Source organism: Cupriavidus malaysiensis, assembly GCF_001854325.1.
Classification (GTDB): domain Bacteria; phylum Pseudomonadota; class Gammaproteobacteria; order Burkholderiales; family Burkholderiaceae; genus Cupriavidus; species Cupriavidus malaysiensis.
Genome location: NZ_CP017755.1, coordinates 69,362 through 89,306, shown reverse-complemented (window position 1 = coordinate 89,306; position 19,945 = coordinate 69,362). Strand labels below are relative to the sequence as shown.

Genomic DNA, 19,945 nt, shown 5'->3' with positions numbered 1-19,945 from the left:
GGCGGCTGTTTCGCGGCTGCAACACGGTTGAGAGACCCTGGCGCGGGTATGGCGGAGACACGGGCGCGCACCGCGGTAGATGTTGTTTTTCGGTCGCATCCCGCCTCGCCGACAGCAGGATACGCGCTAGCATAGGCGCCCGAGTGCGGCCTTCGTGCAACGGCGCCCGGCTCCATGTATGATGCAACGTACATTACACCATTCCGTCCCTGCCAGCGTCTGCAAGGTAAGCCATGAGTGAAGCCGTCGTCCCCCTGTATCACCAGATTTACGTGGTACTCCGCCAACAGATCGTGGAGGGCCGCTTCGGCCAGGGCCCGCTGCCCGGCGAAATCGACCTGGCCAAGCAGTTCCAGGCATCGCGCGTCACCATGCGCCGTGTGTTCGACCGGCTGGTCCAGGAAGGCCTGGTGCGGCGCCACCGCGGCCTGGGCACCTTCGTCAACCCGCAACCGCCCAAGCCCGCGGTGACGGCCGAGGAGCGCACCAGCAGCCTGCTCGACAACATCATCGACATGGGCGAGAAGACCTCGGTCAAGGTGATCTCGATCGACGAGGTGCATGCCACGCCCGAGGTCGCCGAGGCGCTCGAACTCCAGCCCGGCGACCCGGTGCTGAAGGTGGTGCGCGTGCGCCACTACCGCAACCGCCCCCTGTCGCACATCACCGCCTACCTGCCGGCGGCGCTGGGGCGGCCGCTGACCCGCAAGGACCTGGAGACCACGCCGATGCTGCGCCTGCTCGAAGCCGGCGGCGTGGAACTGGGGCGGGCCACCCAGGTGCTGAGCGCGCGCCTGGCCGACGTGGTGGTCGCGCCGCTGCTGGACGTGCCCGTCGGCGGCGCGCTGCTGGCGGTGCGCCGCGTGGTCAAGGACAGCCAGGGACGTCCCGTGCAGTTCCTGCTGGGCCAGTACCGCCCCGACCGCTACGAATACCGCATGGAGCTGTCGCCGGCCGGCGGCGACAGCGCCAATGTCTGGGTCGAAAGCGAGATGCGCGCGGGCCTGAACGACTGAGGACCGCCGGGAACGGGCCGGCCCGGCCCTGCCCTGCCGGTCGGCGGATGGGCGATACTGCACGGTTCCAACCATCCCGGAACAAGGAGCCATCCGCATGCCGATCCGCAGCCAGCGTGATTCACGCCGCTTCCGTCCGATGTTCTTGCTGCCGGCGGCACGCCGCCGGCGCGCCGTCTCCGCAGCCCTCGGCGCGCTCGCCGCGCTCGCCGGCCTGGCCCTCGCGGCCCCGGCCGCGCGCGCCGAGATCGCCGGTGGCAAGCCGATCCGCATCCTGGTGGGCGCCCCGGCCGGCGGCACCACCGACCTGATGGCGCGCACCATCGGCCTGGAGATCTCGCGCGAGCTCGGCCAGCCGGTGGTGGTCGAGAACCGTCCCGGCGCCGGCGGCAACATCGCCGCCGACCAGGTCGCCAAGAGCACGCCCGACGGCACCACGCTGCTGATGAGTTTCACCAGCCATACCATCAACGCCTCGCTGTACAAGAAGCTGCCCTTCGATCCGGTGCAGGACTTCACCCCCATCTCGCTGGTGGCCACCGTGCCCAGCGTGCTGGTGGCCACGCCCGGCCTGCCGGCCAGCAATGTGGCCGAGCTGATCCGGCTGGCGCGCGCCCATCCCGGCAAGTACAACTTCGCCATCGGCTCGGTCGGCTCCTCGCTGCACATGGCCGGCGACATGTTCAAGATGATGACGGGCACCTACATCGTCAACATCCCCTACAAGGGCACCGCGCCGGCGATCACCGACCTGCTGGCCGGCCAGGTCGACCTGATGTTCGCCAGCACGGTCAACGTGATGCCGCACGTCAAGGCGGGCAAGCTCAAGGTGCTCGGCGTGACCAGTCCCGGCCCGCTGCCGCAGTTCCCCGGCGCGGAGCCGATCGGCAACACGGTCAAGGGCTTCGAGTCGAATGCCTGGTTCGGCCTGTTCGGCCCGGCCGGGCTGCCGCGCGAGGTGACGCAGGCCCTCAACCAGGCAGTGCGGCACGGGCTGGATTCGCCGGCCGTGCGCAAGCGCCTGGAGAACGACGGCGCGCAGCCGGTGGGCAGCACGCCCGAGGCCTTCGCCGGCTTCGTGCGCGAGGACATCAAGCGCTGGGCCAAGGTGGTGCGCTACTCGGGCGCGAGCCCTGATTGAGACGGAACCCGAAGGAACGAATGAAGGCATGACGGTCCCCGCCACCCTCGCCCAGAAACTGGTGGCACGCGCTGCCGGCCGCACGCACGTCGAGCCCGGCAGCATCGTGATGTGCCGGGTCGACCTGGCCATGTCGCACGACTCGAGCGGCCCGCGCCGCGTGGCGCCGCTGCTGCGCGAGCTGGGCGCGCAGGTGTGGGACCCGCAGCGCTACGTGGTGGTGACCGACCACTACCTGCCCGCCGTCGACCCCGAGGCGCAGGCCATCGTGCGCTTCACGCGCGACTGGGTGCGCGAGCAGCGCCTGCCCCACTTCATCGACGGCGAGGGCATCTGCCACCTGGTGCTGCCCGAGCACGGCCACGTGCTGCCGGGCCGCTTCATCGTCGGCGGCGACAGCCACAGTCCTACCGGCGGCGCCTTCGGTGCCTACATGTTCGGCATCGGCGCCACCGAAATGGCGAGCGTGCTGGCCACCGGCGAGATCTGGCTGCGCGTGCCGCACACCATCCGCGTGCACTGGAGCGGGCGCCTCGGCGACGGCGTCTGCGCCAAGGACATGATGCTGTTCCTGTGCGCGCGCTTCGGCCTCGGCGGCGGCCGCTACGAAGCCGTCGAGTATGCCGGTCCGGCAGTGGCGGCGCTGCCGATGCAGGAACGCATGACGCTGGCCAATATGAGCGCCGAGCTCGGCGCGCAGACCGGCCTGGTGGCCCCCGACCGCACCACGCTGGACTGGCTCGCCGCCGCCGGCGTCGATGCCGGCGCGCTGGCCGGCATCGACCTGGCGCACTGGCGCAGCGATGACGAGGCCCCGTTGCTGGCCAGCCATGTCTTCGACGCCGCGGCACTGGCGCCCCACGTGGCCGCCCCCCACTCGCCGGCCAACAGCGTGCCGGTGGCACAGGCCGAGGGCGAAGCGCTGCAGATCGCCTACCTGGGCGCCTGTACCGGCGCCAAGCTGGAAGACCTGCGCATGGCGGCGCGCGTGCTGCGCGGGCGCCGCGTGGCCGCCGGCATCAGCCTGCAGGTGGCGCCGGCATCGCTGCGCGACCAGCGCCAGGCCGAGGCCGAGGGTACGCTGGGCGTGCTGCTGGATGCCGGCGCGACCCTGCTGGGCAACAGTTGCAATGCCTGCGCCGGCTACGGGCCCTCGCGCTTCCCCGCCGGCAGCCGCGCCATCGCGTCGACGGCGCGCAATTTCGCCGGCCGCATGGGCGGCGCCGGCAGCGCGGTCTGGCTGGGCTCGCCGATGACCGTGGCGGCCAGTGCCGTCACCGGCCGTATCACCGATCCCCGCTCCCTGCTCGCATGACCACCGCCCTCCCCGAACCCCAGCCTGGCGGCCGCATCTGGCGCTTCGGCGACAACGTCGACACCGACGCGATGGCACCCGGTGCCTACATGAAGGCCGGCATCGAAGAGCTCTCGCGCCATTGCCTGGCAGGCCCGCGCCCCGGCTTCGCCGCCGCCGTGCGGCGGGGCGACCTGCTGGTGGCGGGATGCAACTTCGGCCTCGGCTCCTCGCGCGAGCAGGCACCGCAGGCGCTCAAGCACCTGGGCGTGGCCGCGGTGATCGCCCCCTCGTTCGCCGGCCTGTTCTACCGCAACGCCATCAACCTGGGCCTGCCGGTGCTGGTCTGCCACGACACCTCGCCCCTGCGCGACGGCGCGATGGCCCGGCTCGACCTCGACAGCGCCACCCTGGCCCTGGAGGACGGACGGCGCCTGGCTTGCGAGCCGATCCCCGCCTTCCTGCTCGACCTGCTGCGCGCCGGTGGCCTGATGCCACACCTCAAGGCCCGGCTGGCCGGCGCGGGCTGAGCCGCGCCGTCCGCGACTCCCGACTCCCTATGGCGCGGCGCCACCGGCGGCGGCGCGCAGCAGGCGCAGCACCTCCTCGTCGCCGGTCTGCGTGAAATCCAGGTAGAAGGCGCCGACCGCGCCGAACACCGCAGGCGTATTGAGGCAGACCACCTGGTCGGCCGCCGCGCGCAGGGCCGCCAGCCCGTCCAGTGCCCCCACCGGCACCGCCGCCACCACGCGCGCGGCGCCGGCCGCGCGCACCGCTTCGAGCGCGGCGCGCATGGTGGCGCCGGTGGCCACGCCGTCGTCGACCACGATCACGGTGCGGCCCTGCAGCGGCGGCAGCGGTGCGCCGCCGCGGTAGCGCCGTTGCCGCAGCCGGATCTCATCGAGCTGCCGCCCGCGCTCGGCATCGAAGGCGCCGCTGTCGATGGCCCGGCGCGCCCACGGGTCGTCGTTGGCCACGGTGTGCGGCGCGGCGGTCGGCGGAACCCCTTCCACCACCGCACCCAGCGCCAGCTCGGGATAGCCTGGCGCGCCGATCTTGCGCACCAGCAGGACGTCCAGCGGCGCCGCCAGCGCGCGCGCGACCTCGAAGGCCACCGGGACACCGCCGCGCGGCAGCGCCAGCACCAGGGGAGGCGTGCCGCCTGCCGGCGCCGCCAGGCCGAGTTCGGCCAGCCGCCGCGCCAGGTAGGCGCCGGCCTCGCAACGGTCGGCAAAGCAGGGCGGCACGGGCATCGGCACACTCCGGCATGGCTGCGTGGCGCAATCCGCCGCCGCGGCTGCGGCGCGGGCGCCCGCGCTAACCACTATAGTGCGCGGCAGCAGCGCCGGCGGCACCGGCACTTCGCAGGCTCAGCGAGCGCCGCGGGCTCCGCGGACTCAGTAGGTCTTGTACGGCAGGAACTTGCCCGACATCTCGATGCGCACGCGGTCGCCGGCGGGATCGGCCTCGCGCCGCAGGTCCATGCGGAAATCGATGGCGCTCATGATGCCGTCGCCGAACTCTTCGTGGATCAACTCCTTGAAGGTGGTGCCGTAGACGCTGACCAGTTCATAGAAACGGTAGATCAGCGGGTCGGTGGGCACCGCGCCCGGCAGCGACCCCTTGCAGGGCACCCGCATCAGCCACGGCAGCGCCTCCTCGGGCAGGCCGAACAACGACACCACCGCGCGCCACTGCCCGGACACCCCCGGGCGTACCCGTTTCTGCGTACCTGCTGCGTGCGCAAAACGGTGACTTCCGGCCCGCGCACGGCGGGCACGGACGGCCAACCGTTGCGGCAATCATTTCCGATGTAACGCCGGATTAAGACGCGGCGCCGCGCGCGAGACCCCGCCGGCCCCCAACCGGCCCCCTGCGCCACCCGCCAGCCCAGCGCCCGCAAGGCCCCGCGGGCGTTGCCGGGGAGCGCAGCAGGGCCGCACAGCCCCGGCGGCATGGCCGGCGCGGCTTACAAGTGCTAACGCCGGCACCGCGCGTGCCCCGCTAGATTGGAGCCATGTTCAACGCGAGCCTTTCTCGGAGCCAAGACATGAAACGCGCCCTCGCCCTCGTCGTGCTGCTGACCGGCGCAGCCGCCATGCTTTCCGCCTGCATCGTGGTACCGCCGCGCGGCGGCCCGCCGCCTTACCACTACTACCGCTACTGATGCGGCAAGCGGAAGGACATAGGGAAGCAGAGCCTGCCGCCATGGCGCGGCAGCGATGACAAAGCCGATCCGGAGAAAATGATGAAGCGTCAACTCATGCTCGCCGCCGCCGTACTGGCCGCCGGCAATCTGTCCGGCCTGGTCGCCCCCGCCCAGGCGCAACCCGTGGGCGGCCCCCCGCCCTATGCTCGGCGCGACGGCCCGCCGCCGCCGCGCTATGAACACCGCCCGCCGGCCCGGCCCGGCCAGGTCTGGGTGCCGGGCCACTGGCGCGCCGACGGTCCGCGCTACACCTGGGCCGGCGGTTACTGGGCGCACGGCCGCCCCGGCTACCGTTATGTGCCCGAACAATGGGTCAGGGGACCGCACGGCTGGGTCCTGCGCCCCGGCCGCTGGACCCGCTGAGCGCCCGGCGCCTGCCCCGCCCCGGGCAGGCGGGTCGGCGCCGCCAGCCGTCCACCCCGCCTTCCACCTCTTGGCGCCCTTTTCCACCCCTGCGGACCCCTTCCAAGCCTCTCCCCCACAAGGCGGAGGGGGCATCGTCCTTTTGCATGAGGCCCGCCCTCCCCGCCCTCCTCGCCGGGCCCTGACGGTCCAGTCCGGGCCACACGCGCCCCACCCGGCCGGTTCGTTTCAGAAATGCAGCAGGATTGCCGCCACCGATAATCCTGGCTCCCCCATGCGGGTCATTAATCACGGCATCTCCAGCAGAATTCCCGATAATCAGTTTCATGGCTGAAACATAATCCTGGCCAATCTGTTGCAGCGATGAAACGGATTTCCAGGCACCACGGATGGCGCATAGCCGACACCGCAAACCCGCGACAGCAAAGGCTTTTCGCCACATCAGGAATATTTTTCTGCGACCCCCGAATGAGGGATTTAGGCTCGCTTGCATTCATTTCAATCAGCCCATAAGATGGTTTTACGCTGATTTATCAGCTAGGTTTTCCGGGTAAGGGTCGGGTCAGGCCTCCAGGCAGAGCGACAGCCTCCAACCATAGTGGGCGGCACGCGGTCATGGACGCAACGGGGTTGCCGCAGTCGTGGCGCGCAGGTCTGCCACGTCATCCAATATTCCGTCAAGCAAGGCACCAAACGCCTCCAACCGGTTGAACGGGGAGCAACAACAAAATGAACGCTTTGCTGATCGAGGAGCATCCCTTGCTCCGCCTCGGGCTCTACCAGATGCTCGGGAGCATCCAGTGCTGCGACCAGGCCTTCGCACTCTCGCCTGCGGAAATGGCCCCGTACGAAAGCTATCGCGGCAATATCGACCTGATGATCTTCGGCATGACCGGCGACACCGCGCACGGCTGGCGGCAACTCGACCAGGCGCGCGAACTGTTCGCACCGGTGCGCATCCTGGTGCTGGCCGACGCGCTGCCGCTGCATGCCCCGTCTGCCGAGAGCGCGGCCGGCATCTGCGGCTGCCTGCCCAAGACCGCCTCGCTGGCGGTGCTGGAGGCTGCCATCCGCCTGGCGGTGTCCGGCAGCCAGGCCCTGGTGATGGCGAGCGAAAGCGCCAGCCCGCCAGCCGCCTCGCGGCTCGGGCTGCCAGCCACGCCGTCGCTCGCCTCTTCCGTGCCCCTGCCGCTGCCGGCGGCCACCGGCGGCGACCCGCGCTTGTCGTCGGCACGCACCGGCCACCACGCCGTGCTGCCGGTGCACGCCGCGCCGGCGGCGTCGATGGACGACGAGCCGAGCTATGACGAAGCGGAGATGCTCAAGATCACGCCGCGCCAGTACGAGGTGCTGGTGCTGCTCGCGCGCGGCTACCCGATCAAGACCGTCAGCCGCATGCTCAATATCTCGGTGGCCACCGTGAAGAGCCACGCCTGCACGCTCTACCAGCGGCTCAAGGTACGCAACAAGGGCGAGGCCGTGTACGCCGCCCTGCAGCGCGGCGCCACGCTCGACTGGGTCAATGGCGACGAGCACGCGGCACGCCTGGCGCCGGGCCGGCGCGAAGAGGCCGCGCGCCACGGCGCCGACGCCGCCGTCGTCTAGTCCGCCGGCGCAAACGGACCGGGCGTACCCGTTTCTGCGCCCGACGCGCCCCCGGCGTACCTGTTTCTGCGTAGGCATTCCAGCCGGCCCATGCGCGCCTGCGAGGCCGGCTTCCCCCCTCTCCGCCACTGTGGGCTAGCCAACAGAGACGCGCTCCGCGCCGGCCTACAGTCGGTTCACACACGCGCGGTACGCCGCCGACATGCACACGCCTGCGGGCCACTCGGGGAGCGACGGAAAACATGGGTGCCAACGACCTCCACAACGACCTCCAACCCCTTGCCGGGATCAGCGACGCCGACACGCGCCAGCCATCACGCCCCAGGCGCGCGCTGATCACGGGCATCACGGGCCAGGACGGCTCCTACCTGTGCGAACTGCTGCTGGCCAAGGGCTACGAGGTGCATGGCATCAAGCGGCGCAGCTCGCAGTTCAACACCGAACGCATCGACCACCTCTACCAGGATCCGCAGGAACCCGAGCGCCGCCTGATCCTCCACCACGGCGACATGACCGACACCGCCAGCCTGCTGCGCGTGGTCCAGCTGGCCCAGCCAGACGAGGTCTACAACCTCGCCGCGCAGAGCCACGTCCATGTCTCGTTCGAAGAGCCGGAGTACACGGCCAACACCGATGCGCTGGGTACGCTGCGCATGCTCGAAACGCTGCGCATCCTCGGCATGGAGCGCCATGCGCGCTTCTACCAGGCATCGACGTCGGAACTCTACGGCCTGGTACGGGAGACGCCGCAAAGGGAAAGCACGCCCTTCTATCCGCGCAGCCCCTACGCCACGGCCAAGCTCTACGCCTACTGGATCACCGTCAACTATCGCGAGGCCTACGCCATGTATGCCTGCAACGGCATCCTGTTCAACCACGAGAGCCCCGTGCGCGGCGAGACCTTCGTCACCCGCAAGATCACGCGGGCCCTGGCGCGCATCGCGCTGGGGCTGCAGGACACGCTCTTCCTGGGCAACCTGTCGGCGCTGCGCGACTGGGGCCATGCGCGCGACTACGTCGAGATGCAGTGGCTGATGCTGCAGCAGCCGCAGCCCGAGGACTTCGTCATCGCCACCGGGCAGCAGCACAGCGTGCGCGAATTCGTCACGCAGGCTGCGCGCGTCCTCGGCATTGCCGTGGCCTTCCACGGCAACGGCAGCGACGAGGTCGGCATCGTGGAGGCCATCGACGTGCGCGACGGCCGCACGCGTCCCGCGTGCAAGGTGGGGGACGTGATCGTACGCGTCGACCCGCGCTACTTCCGCCCCACCGAGGTGGAAACGCTGCTGGGCGACGCCAGTCGCGCGCGCGAGCGGCTCGGCTGGACCCCGCGCGTCGGTTTCGCGGAGCTGGTGCGCGAGATGACCGAGGCGGACTATGCCGCCGCGCGGCGCGACGCACTGGTACGCATGGCAGGCTTCCGCGCCTACGATCATCATGAGTAGCCGCTCGCTGCGCGTCTTCGTCGCCGGCCACCGGGGCATGGTCGGATCGGCCATCGTGCGCGCCCTGCAGGCCGAGGGCGATGTGGAGTGCGTCACCCGCCCGCATGCCGGCCTCGACCTCTGCGACCAGCAGGCCGTGCGCGACTTCTTCGCGCGCGAACGCGTCGATCAGGTCTACGTGGCAGCCGCCCGCGTCGGTGGCATCCATGCCAACCAGAGCTTCCCGGCGGAGTTCCTTTACCAGAACCTGATGATCGCCGCCAACGTCATCCACCAGGCCCGCGCCGCGGGCGTCGCGCGGCTGCTGTTCCTGGGCTCGAGCTGCATCTACCCGAAGTTCGCCAGCCAGCCAATCGCCGAAGGCGCACTGATGACCGGCGCGCTGGAGCCCACCAACGCGCCCTACGCGCTGGCGAAGATCGCCGGGGTGATGCTGTGCGACAGCTACAACCGGCAGTACGGCACCGACTTCCGCTGCCTGATGCCGACCAACCTGTACGGTCCCGGCGACAACTACCACCCGACGCACAGCCACGTGATCCCGGCGCTGCTGCGGCGCTTCCACGAAGCGCGGCAACACGGCGCGGAACGCGTCGCGATCTGGGGAAGCGGGCAGCCCCGGCGCGAGTTCCTGCACGTGGATGACCTGGCACGTGCCTGCCTGCTCACGATGCGCGCGCCGGTCTCGGCCTATCGCGACTGCACCGGACCGGACGGAACCCACCTGAACGTCGGCAGCGGCGACGACATCAGCATCCGCGACCTGGCCGGCATGATCGCCGCGGTGGTCGGCTGCCGCGCCGCGATCGACTTCGACGCATCGATGCCGGACGGCACGCCGCGCAAGCTGCTCGACAGCGGCGCCATCCGCCGCCTCGGCTGGCAAGCGCGCATCGGACTGGAAGCGGGCCTGCGCAGCACCTATGCCGAGGCGGTACGCTCGGCTGCCCTGGCCTCCTGCCCGGCCGAGGCGGCGCCGGATGCGGCATGCGGCGCCGCCGGCCATGCGGCCGCCCCGCACGCCAATGTGTGAGGACGCACAGATGGATCGACCCGGTTCGTGGAATGCTGCTCCCATCGAACCAGGGCGAGCCGCCCGCCACAGCCCGGCCTCGCAGGAGCCCGGCCGCCAGGCGCGGCAGGCGGACGCGTACCGGCCGCACGCCGGGCGCGGCCGGACCCAGTGGCCAGCCACCCCGGCGCACCGGCGGCGCCGCCCGCGCGGCGGCGTTCCGGCGGAAGGCGCGACGGATGGCAAGTGGACGACGCGATGCTGCAACAGACCTCCATCCGAAAGCGCTCCGCGGATTCGGAACACCCCATCGCCTACCTGATCCTCGGCGGCATCGCCTCGATCAAGCTCAACCTGCTGGGCGAGATCTACATGGGTGAGTTCATCGCGGCCGTCTATACGATCTACCTGCTCTGCTCGCTGCAGGTCGAGCGCAGGTTCGCCGGCATCCTGGGGCTCACGCTGCTGTGGTCGATCGCGCAGATCTTCTCCGACCTCGAGAACGGCACCGATGTCTCCACCTCCATGAAGGGCGTGCTGGCGCCCCTGGTGTTCTTCGCGACCATCTACGCGGTCGGCAACGGCTTCGACAGCCGGCACGAGAAGTCACTGTGGTTCTTCGTCGCCGGCACCACCCTCTACCGGCTCTACGACACCACCTTCAACCCGATCGACGTGGCGATCGAGAATCCGTGGAAGTGGGGCTACGCGATACCGGTGCTGAGCCTGCTGCTGGCGTACCTGTCGCTGAGGCGCGCCAGCAATATGAAGGTGCTCGTCTGCCTGCTGATGTTCAGCGCCGTCTCCATCGTGTTCGACTTCCGCAGCAATGCCGCGCTGCCGCTGTTCGGCGCCATGGCCTACCTGTACCGCGATTCGCGACCCGCCGCCTACCTCGCGCGCGCGGCGCGCGCCAGCGGCGGCATGATCGTCATCGCGCTCACGCTCGCGATGGGGATCTACCTGCTCAACGAGGTCTTTTCCTTCCTCTTCGCTCACTCCGCCGATTTCGGCTTCCTGTCGCAGGATGCCGCGCACAAGTACACCGTGCAGGCCACCAGCGATCTCGGCATCCTGCTGGGCGGCAGGCCGGAGCTGCTGGTCTCGCTGCGCGCCTTCGCCGACGCGCCGCTGCTCGGCCACGGCTCGTGGGCGCTCGACACGGGCGGCTACGTGGATGAGCTGAACCTGCTGTCGCACCAGCTCGGCATGTCGTTGACCGACAAGTTCCCGGAGCTCGATTCCACCTTGATCCCGACGCACTCGTTCATCATGAGCGCGATGGTCTGGGCCGGCATCACCGGCGGGATCTTCTGGGCGGGGCTGCTGGGCTCCTGCCTGCGCACCTTCCTGCTCCACCTGCGGCGCTTGCCGGTCTACTTCTGCGTCGGCATGCCGCAGCTGCTCTGGGATGCCTTCTTCTCCCCCTTCGGTGCCGACAACCGCTGGCTGGCGGCGCTCTACATCGGCCTGCTGTTCGCCTGGACCTGGCCCCGGCCGCGCGGCCGGCAGGCCGCGCAGCCACGCACGCCGAAGCGCCGGCCGGCTCTTTCCCGTAGACCCGCCCAGGAATGACGACGTGCTCAAGATCAGCGTGGTGACCATTTCCTACAACCAGGGAGACTACCTGAAGCGTTGTCTCGACTCGGTGCTGTCGCAGGACTATCCCGACCTGCAGTACATCGTCGTCGACCCGGGCAGCAGCGATGCCAGCAGGACGCTGATCGATGCCTGCGGCGACCGCGTCGAACGCATCTACGAGCCGGACCGCGGTCCCGCCGACGGGCTCAACCGCGGCTTCGCGCGCGCCACCGGCGACATCTTCCACTTCCTCAACGCGGACGACGCGCTGCTGCCCGGTTCGCTCGCGTACGTGGCGTCTGTGTTCGAGGCGAATCCGCGTGTCGACGTGCTGTGCGGCAGCGGCATGAAGGTGGACGGCGACGACCGCACGCTGCGGGAAATCCGCGCCTCGCCGCTCTCGCTGCTGCGCCTGGCCTACGGGGCCGTCAACTTCTTCCAGCAAGGCATGTTCTTCCGCGCCGGCAGCTTCCGCCAGGTGAACGGCTTCAACGTGGACAACCGGACCTGCTGGGACGGCGAGCTGATCCTCGACATGGCCCTGCAAGGCGCGCATTTCCGCAGCACCCGCAGGCCGCTGGCCCTGTTCCGCATCCACGATGCCTCCATCTCGGGGACCGGACGACTGGTCGAGTCCTACCGCCAGGATGGCGAGCGCCTGTTCCGCAAAGCGATGCACAGGGAGCGCCGCCTGTACGACTGCATCCCCGCCGGCGTGTTCCTGCTGGAAAAGCACCTGCTCACCCGACTGCCGTCCCGTTGGAGATGACCCCGACATGCCGACCCGTCTTGCCATCCTCTGGCCACAAGGCTCCGGATACCTGAACGCTGCGATCAACACCGCCTGTGACCACGGTGCCGCCGTCCTGCTGTCCTGCTTCACGCCGCATCCGGCCTCGCCCTACCAGGCGCTGGCGCGCGGGCGGCGGGAAAGCGTGCGGCTGCTGGAATGGACGCGCGGACAGATCGACGACGCCAGTCTGCTCGACGAGGTGTCGCGCTTCGCGCCGGACGTGATGATCGTATCCGGCTGGAACTTCCGCTCCTACCTGAAGATCTGCACGGCGATGCGGGGCCGCACGGTCCGCGTGCTCGCCATGGACAACCCGTGGGAAGCACGCCTCAAGCAGATCGGCGGCTGCCTGCTGTCCCGCTTCCTGATCGCGCCCTACTTCGACCGCGCCTTCGTGCCCGGCGAGCGGCAGTACCAGTTCGCGCGCAGGCTGGGCTTCGACGACGGCGAGATCATCGACGGCTTGTTCACCTGCGACAAGCGCTTCTACGAGACCGGCGCGGCGCGCGATCCGCTCGACGGCGAAGGCTTCGTCTTCGTCGGCCGCCTGTCCCCCGAGAAAGGGCTCGCTACCCTGATGGCGGCCTATCAGGCCTATCGCGCGAACCAGGAAGCGCCCTGGAACCTGCACGTCTACGGCGCGGGCAGCCTGGGCGAGGCCGAACGCCTGCCGGGCGTGGTGCGGCACGGCTTCGTCCAGCCGGAGGACCTGCCCGCGGCGCTGGCGCGCCACCGGGTCCTGCTCATGCCGAGCGATCGGGATCCGTGGTGCGTGGCGATCCAGGAAGGCGCCGCCCTGGCCTTGCCTATCGTCTGCACGACCCGCTGCGGCGCCTCGGTCCATCTCGTCAAGAACGGCTTCAACGGCTACAAGTTCCCGCAGGGCAGCGTCGACGAGCTGCTCGCCGCCATGACGGCGGTCGCCACGCAGCACGATGAGGCGCTGCTACGGATGTCGCGCGGCAGCCTGTCCCTGGCGATGCAGTTCCACCCGTCGCTGTGGTTCGACAACCTGATGCGCTCGCTTGCGCCCACCCGGGGCCGTGGCGTCCGTCCGGCCGCGCCGCCCGGAGCGGAGCAAGGCGCCTGGAAGGATGCGCCGGCATCCTGACAGGGATGCCGGCCGGCGGCGCGCCCGCCTCGTGCCCCTGCGCGCCTCGCGTATCCCGTGCGTCCTGCCGCGCCCGCGCTAGGCGGAGCGCGGCGCCGCCATGCCTTCGCGCGAGAATCCCCGCAGGCGCGGCAGCAGGGCCACCAGCAGCAGCACCTCGGTTCCCAGCACGCCGAGCGCGGCGCCGGCAGTTCCCAGCAGCGGTCCCGCCATCAGCGCGATGGCGAGCCCGCTGGCATTGGCCGCCAGGTAGACCACCGCGTAGCGCACGTGATTATTGGTCGAGGTGAACATCAACGAACCCGTGTACCAGAGCGAGTTGACCACGGCAGCGGCCAGCAGCAGGCCGAAGTCCGGCTCCACCGGTTGCAGCTTGCCATGCGTCCAGTAGCGGCAGATCACGTCCGCGGCGAGATACAGGGCCAGGCTCGAGGTCGCCGCGAGCAGGAAGCAGCCCGCGGTGGCGCGCCGGTACAGCGAACGCAGCGCGTGCGCCTTGCCCTCGCCGTAGAGGCGGCCGATCTCCGGTGCCAGGGCGAGATTGACCAGTTGGGAGAGCTGGTAGGGCACGCGCGCCAGCGTGCGCATGGCGCTGAAGTGCGCCACCGCGACCGGGCCGAACAGCGTGCCGGTCAGCAGCACGATGCCCTGCAGGTTCAGCGCGCCGCCCAGCGAGAACGCCAGCAAGGCGATCGCCGGCACCAGCATCTCGCGCAGCTCCCGCCACGACGCCAGCGCGAACCCCGCCACGGACCAGGCGGCGAACGTGCGCGAGCGCAGGTAGAGCACCAGCACGAGCAGCACGCGGACCGCGGCGATCACGCCGAGCAGCACGGCGAAACCCGCCTTGAACACGAGCGCCCCGATCACCACCAGGGCGAACTCCAGCAGGCGGGCCACATTCATCCACAGGGTGGACTCGGCATAGCGCCGCTCGCTCTGGAACACGCCGCACAGCAGCACCGCCAGCATCTGCAGGCTCGACTGCAGCGCGATCATCACCAGGGCGGGCGCGACTTCGGCACGCGCCAGCCCGAACCAGCCCGCCACCGGCGCACCGAGCAGCAGCCCGATCGGCACGGCGGCGGCGGTCAACACGGTGCCGACGACGACGAGCAGCAGCAGGGCCGACTGGAAACTGACGGCCGCCGACCTGGCATTGTCCGCGGCAATGCACATGATCATGCGGTTCAGTGCCACGCCGGTGAAGCCCAGGTCGGCCAGCGACAGATAGGCGGCGATGGTCGCCATCATGATCCAGGCGCCGAAGCGTTCCGGCCCCCACGCCATCAGCAGCAGGGGAACAGTCAGCAACTGGGTCGCCACCGTCGACGCCTGGGCGAAGACGTTGGCGCCGATGCTGCGGGCGATTCGATTCATGGCTCCCCCGTGATCCCCCGGCCGTGGCCGCCGCGCGCTTGCCGGCAGCACGGCACGGACCACGCCACTTTGCGGCTGCCGCCCGGGCCCCTCGGTTCGCTAGCGCACATCGGCGCGGCGCCGGTTCCGGCGCGGGCGCGGCGCCACGCCAGTCTGCGTGCGTGCGTTAGCCAACGGTGGCGGGCGGCGCGCGGCCGTAAGGTGGCATGAGCCGCGCCTTGCCACCGCGCGCCTCATCGACGACACGGCCCGGCCGTCAGCCAACCCCACGTCCATCGCCGTCATGAAACTGCTCATCTACTGCCTGAACTACGCCCCGGAACTGACCGGCATCGGCAAGTACGCCGCCGAGCAGGCCGAGTGGCTGGCCATGCACGGACACGATGTCAGGGTCATCACCTCGCACCCCTACTATCCCGCATGGCGCGTGGCAGACGACCACTGCGGCTGGCGCTACCAGCGCGAGCAGCGGGCTGGCGTGACGGTGTTCCGCGCACCGCTCTGGGTACCGCACACGCCATCCAGCATCAAGCGGCTCCTCCACCTGGCCAGCTTCGCGCTGTGCAGCCTGCCCCTGCTCGCGGCGCAGTGGCGCTGGCGTCCCGAGGTGATCTTCCTGGTAGAGCCGCCGCTCGCCTGCAGCCCGGCCGCGCTCGCCTTCGCGCGCCTGCGCCATTGCAAGGCCTGGCTCCATATCCAGGACTACGAGGTCGAGGCCGCCTTCGCCCTGGGACTGCTCAAGCATCCCTGGCTCGAACTGGCGGCGAGCGCGCTGGAACGCCACGCGCTGATGCACTTCGACCGCATCTCGACGATCTCCTCGTCCATGCTGTCACTGGCCCGCCGCAAGGCCGTGCCGGATGAACGGCTGGTCTACCTGCCCAACTGGGCCGATCTTGCCATCGCCCCTTCGGCCAGCAGCGTCGCCCTGCGCAGCGCGCTCGGCATCCCCGCGCATGCCGTGGCCGCGCTCTACTCGGGCAATATGGGCAACAAGCAGGGCCTGGAGATCCTCGCGGAGGCCGCGCGCCTGCTCGCCGGCGAGACCGGGATCCACTTCATCTTCTGCGGCGCGGGGCCGGGCAGGGCGCTGCTCGAGCAGCGCTGCCAGGACCTGCCCCAGGTGCATTTCCTGGCGCTGCAGCCCGCCGAGCAGTTCCCGGCACTGCTCGGTGCCGCCGATATCCACCTGCTGCCGCAGCGCGCCGACGCCGCGGACCTGGTCCTGCCCTCGAAGCTGGCCGGCATGCTGGCGAGCGGACGGCCCGTGATCGCCACGGCGGAGGCCGGCACCGAACTGGCCAGCCTGGTCTCGCAATTCGGCATCGTCACGCCTCCCGGCGACGCACAGGCCATGGTCAGGGCACTCCAGGCCCTGGCCGAGCGGCCGGCCCGGCGCGGCTTGTTCGGCGCCGCCGGCAAAGCGTGGGCCGCCTCCCATCTCGACCGGCACGCCGTGCTGGCGCGGCTGGAAAGCGAACTCCGCCGGCTGACCGAGGGCGGCGGCGCCGGCACGCGCGGCACCACGCTCGAGGGGCTGGGCGAGAAGTAGGCCGGCGAGAAGCAGGCCGGCGCCGGCACCGGGCCCAATGTGGGCCTCCACACCGAGCCGCGCGGCGCGCCGGCGCAGGATGGCAAGGCAAGGGGCAGCACGCCCGGCATCATCCTCGAGACTACAGCGGGGCCGTCATATGATCATCGAACGCCGGGACCGGGTCGCCGGTCCGTCATTCCCCCTCGGCAACCGCGCCGTGCGCCAGCTCTGGAACTGTGCCTGGCTGCTGCTGTTCCGTCCCAGCCCGCGCCCGCTGCACCGCTGGCGTGCCGGCCTGCTGCGGCTGTTCGGCGCGCAGCTCGGGCGCCAGGTGCACGTCTATCCCTCGGCCAAGGTGTGGGCTCCGTGGAACCTGCGCATGGGCGATCATGCCGCGGTCGCCGACGGCGCCACCCTGTACAACATCAGCCCCATCACCATCCACGAATTCGGCATCGTGTCCCAGGGCGCCCATCTCTGCACCGGCTCGCACGACTACAACAATCCGACGTTCCAGCTGATCGCCGCGCCGATCGTGGTCCAGCGGCACGCATGGATCTGCGCGGAGGCCTTCCTGTCTCCCGGCGTGACGGTACCCGAAGGCGCCGTGGTCGCGCCCCGCGCGGTGGTGACGAAGTCGCTGCCCTACGCCTGGACGGTATATGGGGGCGTTCCGGCCAGGCCGATCGGGCAACGGCGGCGGCAGGCCTGACCAAGCCGACAGACCGGTCGGGCCCGGGACGTGGCTCGGCGGCCACCGGCGGACCGTCATGCGGCGTAGACGCTCCCTTTGCCCCCCGCCATTGCCGGCTTGCCACTACCGGCTGTACTGCATGAGCCGCTCTTCCCGCGCGGCCACTGTTTCCGCTTCGATCAGTTCGCGCAGCCGGGCCGCGGCCCGGGCACTGTGAAAGGACTCGTCGAAGGCGCGGCGCGCGTTGGCGCCCATCGCGCGCCGCCGTGCCGCGTCCAGGCCCAGCCAGCGCTGCAGGACGTCGATGGTCCCGGCCAGCGAGTCCGGTGCAACCAGGCCGGCTCCGCTCCGTTCTGTCTCGCGCCAGATATTCACCTTGTCCGAGATCAGCACCGGCAGGCCGCAACCGAGCGCCTCGGCCACCGCGACGCCGAAATTCTCCTGGTGCGACGGCAGGCAGAACGCATCGGCCGCGTAGAAGGCTCCCCACTTGGCATCGCCCTCCAGCATGCCGGTCCAGGTGATCCTTGCGCCGACCCCGCACAGCCCGGCGATCCGTTCGAGCCGTGCGCGCATCTCGGCATCGCAGGGGCCGGCCATGACCAGGTGCAGCGCGGGGTCGCTGCCCGCCACGGCAGCGAAGGCCTGCACCAGCAGGTCGCCCCCCTTCTTCTCATGGATCCTGCCGAGGAAGAGCAGCAGCCGGCGCCCGCGCAGCCCGGGATGTCCGGCGAGGAAGCCCGCGCGCAGGCGCTCGCCGTCCTGCGGCGGCAGCGCGGTCCCGTACGAGGTCACCAGTTCCCGGCATTGATAGAAGGGGAAGGACTGGCGCGCGCGCACCCGCTCTTCCTCGGCGGTGAACAGCACGGCGCGGGCATCGCGCAGGATGTGCCGCTCGCACAGCGTCCAGTACAGCAGCTTCTTGGCATGCTTGAGCGGATAGCGCTGCCTGAACCAGGGATCGAGCATGCCGTGCGTGAAGACGAAGTACGGTACGTTCCCGCCGCGCAGCGCGAGCCAGACCGCCAGTCCGTGGAATTGCCAGATGCCGTTGACGATGACGGCGTCGTAGCCGGCGCTGTAGCGCGCCAGCCAGCCGAACAGGCGCCGATTGAAGGCATAGCGCAGTTGCGATGGCCCGAGTGCGACCAGGCCCGGCCTGCCCGCCGCCAGGTAACCGGCATCGGGCGGGTCGCAGCAGCAGATGTCGGACTGCACGCCCTGCAGCGTCAGCGATTGCCGCAACTGCCGCAGCCCTTCCGGCGGGCCTCCGGAGGCGGGGTCGATCGACGATATGACATGGAGGATCTTCATGTTCGCTGGCTCGCTCGGATGGGGTCGACCGGCCGGTGCGCCGGCCAGGCTGCTCCAGACTATGGCCGGCCCGCTGCCCCCTTCGGTGCGCAGGCACACGCAAGGCGCCCGGCACCCTGCGCCGGCGCCGGCGCAGGCGCCGCGCGGTACGGTGCGGCTCCGCGCGCACGAAACTGTGCGAAAGCGCACCGAAACGGCGCCAACGGCCGCCTACTCTGCTCCCATAGGCCAGCGTGGTCGCCCAGCCCATGCTGCCGTTGCCTCAGCAGGGAGGTACCGTCATGCATCCAAGCCGCTCGCTCTCCAGCACAGATGCCGCCGGCACGGCGCGGGCCATGGCGCGCGCGCGCTGCCTCGCGCTCGGCGCCTGCGTCCTGCTGGGCGCCTGCGCGGCGTCTCCGGGCATGCACTTCAGCGCCGGCGCGCCGGTGAGCGCCATGGGACCGGACGCGATTCCCGAGGTCACCCCGATCACGCTGGAGCTGGTGCGCGAACTGCGCAACAAGGCCCCCGTCGCCAACCAGGACGTCGAAGCCTTGTTCGGCCAGCCCCAGCCGTACCGGATCGGCACCGGCGACATCATCTCCGTGGTGGTCTGGGATCATCCGGAACTGGTCTTCCCGACGCAGACCTACAGCATCGGCGCGGCCTTCGAGATCCCCACCTCGACCGGCGGCTCGAACATGCCGGGGTACGTGGTCAGTCCCCAGGGCGATATCCAGTTCCCGTACGCCGGGGTCATGCGGGTCGCCGGCAAGACCGCCAACGAAGTGCGCGCACAGATGGCGCGCGTGCTGTCGCGCGTCGTCAGGGATCCGCAGATGACGGTGCGCGTGCTGGGCTTCCGCAGCCAGCGCGTCTACGTCGACGGCGAAGTGAAGACGCCGGGCATGCTGGCGATCGACGATGCGCCGATGACCCTGGTGGAGGCCCTGAACCGCGCCGGCGGCGTGCTCAACCAGACCGGCGACAACAGCCGCATCCGCGTCACGCGCGGCGACCGCAGCTGGTACGTCAACATCCCGGCCCTGCTGGCCAAGGGCGTCGATCCGGCGCGCATCCTGCTGAAGTCCGGCGACATCGTCCGCGTCGAGCAGCGCGAAGACAGCAAGATCTTCGTCACCGGCGAGGTGGTGCGCCCGACCTCGCTGCTGATGCGCAACGGCCGCATGACGCTGAACGAGGCCCTGGGCGATGCCGGCGGTGTCAATCCGGCCACCGCCAACGCTGAAGAGATCTTCGTCATCCGCAAGGGACTGAGCGACGCCCCCAAGGTCTATCACCTGGACGGCACGTCGCCCGCCGCGCTGGCCATCGCCGAAGGCTTCGAGCTGCAGCCCAAGGACGTGGTCTACGTGGACGCGCGCGGCGTGGTCCGCTGGAGCCGCGTGATGAGCCTGCTGGTGCAGCCGGTGGTGGGCACCTCCAGCTTCATCAAGCCTTGAAGGAACGG

At 70.3% G+C, this 19,945-nt stretch carries 17 protein-coding genes and 1 pseudogene; 14 read left to right on the top strand and 4 right to left on the bottom strand.

The window, feature by feature from the left end; all coding sequences use genetic code 11:
• The first annotated feature begins 233 nt into the window (after positions 1-233).
• From BKK80_RS20285 to BKK80_RS20270, 4 genes are all read left to right on the top strand, one after another.
• Positions 234-1,016 carry a GntR family transcriptional regulator gene (locus tag BKK80_RS20285; protein ID WP_071017582.1) on the top strand — a complete coding sequence of 261 codons (783 nt, stop codon included), beginning with the start codon at positions 234-236 and terminating at the stop codon, positions 1,014-1,016.
• Between the two features lie 139 nt (positions 1,017-1,155).
• The gene (locus tag BKK80_RS20280) at positions 1,156-2,157 is read left to right on the top strand and encodes a tripartite tricarboxylate transporter substrate binding protein (protein ID WP_156811533.1); all 1,002 of its coding nucleotides are present in this window, start codon (positions 1,156-1,158) and stop codon (positions 2,155-2,157) included.
• A 28-nt stretch (positions 2,158-2,185) separates the two neighbouring features.
• Positions 2,186-3,472: a 3-isopropylmalate dehydratase large subunit gene (locus BKK80_RS20275; RefSeq protein ID WP_071039187.1), complete on the top strand. Its 1,287-nt coding sequence runs from the start codon at positions 2,186-2,188 to the stop codon at positions 3,470-3,472.
• The gene (locus BKK80_RS20270; RefSeq protein ID WP_071017588.1) at positions 3,469-3,981 is read left to right on the top strand and encodes a LeuD/DmdB family oxidoreductase small subunit; all 513 of its coding nucleotides are present in this window, start codon (positions 3,469-3,471) and stop codon (positions 3,979-3,981) included. The genes BKK80_RS20275 and BKK80_RS20270 overlap by 4 nt, the downstream gene beginning before the upstream one ends.
• Before the next feature lie 27 nt (positions 3,982-4,008).
• On the opposite strand, the gene BKK80_RS20265 is transcribed toward BKK80_RS20270, so the two are convergent.
• Both BKK80_RS20265 and cynS read right to left on the bottom strand, forming a co-directional pair.
• Entirely contained in the window at positions 4,009-4,704 is a 696-nt protein-coding gene (locus BKK80_RS20265) for a phosphoribosyltransferase (protein ID WP_071070983.1), read from the bottom strand.
• 144 nt (positions 4,705-4,848) lie between these two features.
• Positions 4,849-5,100, bottom strand: a pseudogene (gene cynS / locus BKK80_RS37505) (cyanase); the annotation flags it as partial.
• A gap of 599 nt (positions 5,101-5,699) precedes the next feature.
• On the opposite strand from cynS, the gene BKK80_RS20255 reads away from it, so the two are divergent.
• The 7 genes from BKK80_RS20255 (at position 5,700) to BKK80_RS20225 (ending at position 13,570) form a co-directional block, all read left to right on the top strand.
• Complete coding sequence (locus BKK80_RS20255) at positions 5,700-6,023, top strand: YXWGXW repeat-containing protein (RefSeq protein ID WP_071017591.1); 324 nt, start codon at positions 5,700-5,702, stop codon at positions 6,021-6,023.
• Between the two features lie 729 nt (positions 6,024-6,752).
• Positions 6,753-7,628 (top strand): response regulator transcription factor, encoded by an 876-nt coding sequence (locus BKK80_RS20250; RefSeq protein WP_071017593.1) that lies wholly within the window; start codon positions 6,753-6,755, stop codon positions 7,626-7,628.
• A 242-nt stretch (positions 7,629-7,870) separates the two neighbouring features.
• Positions 7,871-9,073, top strand: coding sequence for a GDP-mannose 4,6-dehydratase (gene gmd / locus BKK80_RS20245; RefSeq protein ID WP_083384328.1), 1,203 nt, complete (start codon positions 7,871-7,873; stop codon positions 9,071-9,073).
• A complete protein-coding gene (locus BKK80_RS20240; RefSeq protein WP_071073151.1) occupies positions 9,066-10,106 on the top strand; it encodes a GDP-L-fucose synthase family protein in 1,041 nt (346 codons plus the stop codon). The genes gmd and BKK80_RS20240 overlap by 8 nt, the downstream gene beginning before the upstream one ends.
• Positions 10,107-10,343: 237 nt before the next feature.
• Positions 10,344-11,660, top strand: coding sequence for a hypothetical protein (locus tag BKK80_RS36535; protein ID WP_071070980.1), 1,317 nt, complete (start codon positions 10,344-10,346; stop codon positions 11,658-11,660).
• A gap of 4 nt (positions 11,661-11,664) precedes the next feature.
• The gene (locus BKK80_RS20230; RefSeq protein ID WP_071017598.1) at positions 11,665-12,435 is read left to right on the top strand and encodes a glycosyltransferase family 2 protein; all 771 of its coding nucleotides are present in this window, start codon (positions 11,665-11,667) and stop codon (positions 12,433-12,435) included.
• A 7-nt stretch (positions 12,436-12,442) separates the two neighbouring features.
• Positions 12,443-13,570 carry a glycosyltransferase family 4 protein gene (locus BKK80_RS20225; protein WP_071039184.1) on the top strand — a complete coding sequence of 376 codons (1,128 nt, stop codon included), beginning with the start codon at positions 12,443-12,445 and terminating at the stop codon, positions 13,568-13,570.
• A 78-nt stretch (positions 13,571-13,648) separates the two neighbouring features.
• On the opposite strand, the gene BKK80_RS20220 is transcribed toward BKK80_RS20225, so the two are convergent.
• Positions 13,649-14,950, bottom strand: coding sequence for a lipopolysaccharide biosynthesis protein (locus tag BKK80_RS20220; RefSeq protein ID WP_071039183.1), 1,302 nt, complete (start codon positions 14,948-14,950; stop codon positions 13,649-13,651).
• 283 nt (positions 14,951-15,233) lie between these two features.
• On the opposite strand from BKK80_RS20220, the gene BKK80_RS20215 reads away from it, so the two are divergent.
• Together BKK80_RS20215 and BKK80_RS20210 are read left to right on the top strand one after the other, a co-directional pair.
• On the top strand, positions 15,234-16,502 hold the full coding sequence (locus BKK80_RS20215; RefSeq protein ID WP_071070978.1) for a glycosyltransferase WbuB: 1,269 nt from the start codon (positions 15,234-15,236) through the stop codon (positions 16,500-16,502).
• Positions 16,503-16,641: 139 nt separating this feature from the next.
• Positions 16,642-17,196 (top strand): LbetaH domain-containing protein, encoded by a 555-nt coding sequence (locus BKK80_RS20210; protein WP_071017605.1) that lies wholly within the window; start codon positions 16,642-16,644, stop codon positions 17,194-17,196.
• Between the two features lie 105 nt (positions 17,197-17,301).
• Here the strand turns inward: BKK80_RS20210 and BKK80_RS20205 are convergent, their stop codons facing one another.
• The gene (locus BKK80_RS20205; protein ID WP_071070976.1) at positions 17,302-18,492 is read right to left on the bottom strand and encodes a glycosyltransferase; all 1,191 of its coding nucleotides are present in this window, start codon (positions 18,490-18,492) and stop codon (positions 17,302-17,304) included.
• A gap of 335 nt (positions 18,493-18,827) precedes the next feature.
• Here BKK80_RS20205 and BKK80_RS20200 point away from each other — a divergent pair, with 335 nt between their 5' ends.
• Positions 18,828-19,937 (top strand): polysaccharide biosynthesis/export family protein, encoded by a 1,110-nt coding sequence (locus tag BKK80_RS20200; protein ID WP_071040362.1) that lies wholly within the window; start codon positions 18,828-18,830, stop codon positions 19,935-19,937.
• Positions 19,938-19,945 lie beyond the last annotated feature (8 nt).

Coding starts and splice junctions, on each gene's coding strand:
- BKK80_RS20225 (WP_071039184.1), top strand. CDS start 12,443: ATGCCGACCCGTCTTGCCATCCTCTGGCCACAAGGCTCCGGATACCTG.
- BKK80_RS20220 (WP_071039183.1), bottom strand. CDS start 14,950: ATGAATCGAATCGCCCGCAGCATCGGCGCCAACGTCTTCGCCCAGGCG.
- BKK80_RS20255 (WP_071017591.1), top strand. CDS start 5,700: ATGAAGCGTCAACTCATGCTCGCCGCCGCCGTACTGGCCGCCGGCAAT.
- BKK80_RS20285 (WP_071017582.1), top strand. CDS start 234: ATGAGTGAAGCCGTCGTCCCCCTGTATCACCAGATTTACGTGGTACTC.
- BKK80_RS20265 (WP_071070983.1), bottom strand. CDS start 4,704: ATGCCCGTGCCGCCCTGCTTTGCCGACCGTTGCGAGGCCGGCGCCTAC.
- BKK80_RS20210 (WP_071017605.1), top strand. CDS start 16,642: ATGATCATCGAACGCCGGGACCGGGTCGCCGGTCCGTCATTCCCCCTC.
- BKK80_RS36535 (WP_071070980.1), top strand. CDS start 10,344: ATGCTGCAACAGACCTCCATCCGAAAGCGCTCCGCGGATTCGGAACAC.
- BKK80_RS20280 (WP_156811533.1), top strand. CDS start 1,156: ATGTTCTTGCTGCCGGCGGCACGCCGCCGGCGCGCCGTCTCCGCAGCC.
- gmd (WP_083384328.1), top strand. CDS start 7,871: ATGGGTGCCAACGACCTCCACAACGACCTCCAACCCCTTGCCGGGATC.
- BKK80_RS20240 (WP_071073151.1), top strand. CDS start 9,066: ATGAGTAGCCGCTCGCTGCGCGTCTTCGTCGCCGGCCACCGGGGCATG.
- BKK80_RS20205 (WP_071070976.1), bottom strand. CDS start 18,492: ATGAAGATCCTCCATGTCATATCGTCGATCGACCCCGCCTCCGGAGGC.
- BKK80_RS20275 (WP_071039187.1), top strand. CDS start 2,186: ATGACGGTCCCCGCCACCCTCGCCCAGAAACTGGTGGCACGCGCTGCC.
- BKK80_RS20215 (WP_071070978.1), top strand. CDS start 15,234: ATGAAACTGCTCATCTACTGCCTGAACTACGCCCCGGAACTGACCGGC.
- BKK80_RS20200 (WP_071040362.1), top strand. CDS start 18,828: ATGGCGCGCGCGCGCTGCCTCGCGCTCGGCGCCTGCGTCCTGCTGGGC.
- BKK80_RS20270 (WP_071017588.1), top strand. CDS start 3,469: ATGACCACCGCCCTCCCCGAACCCCAGCCTGGCGGCCGCATCTGGCGC.
- BKK80_RS20250 (WP_071017593.1), top strand. CDS start 6,753: ATGAACGCTTTGCTGATCGAGGAGCATCCCTTGCTCCGCCTCGGGCTC.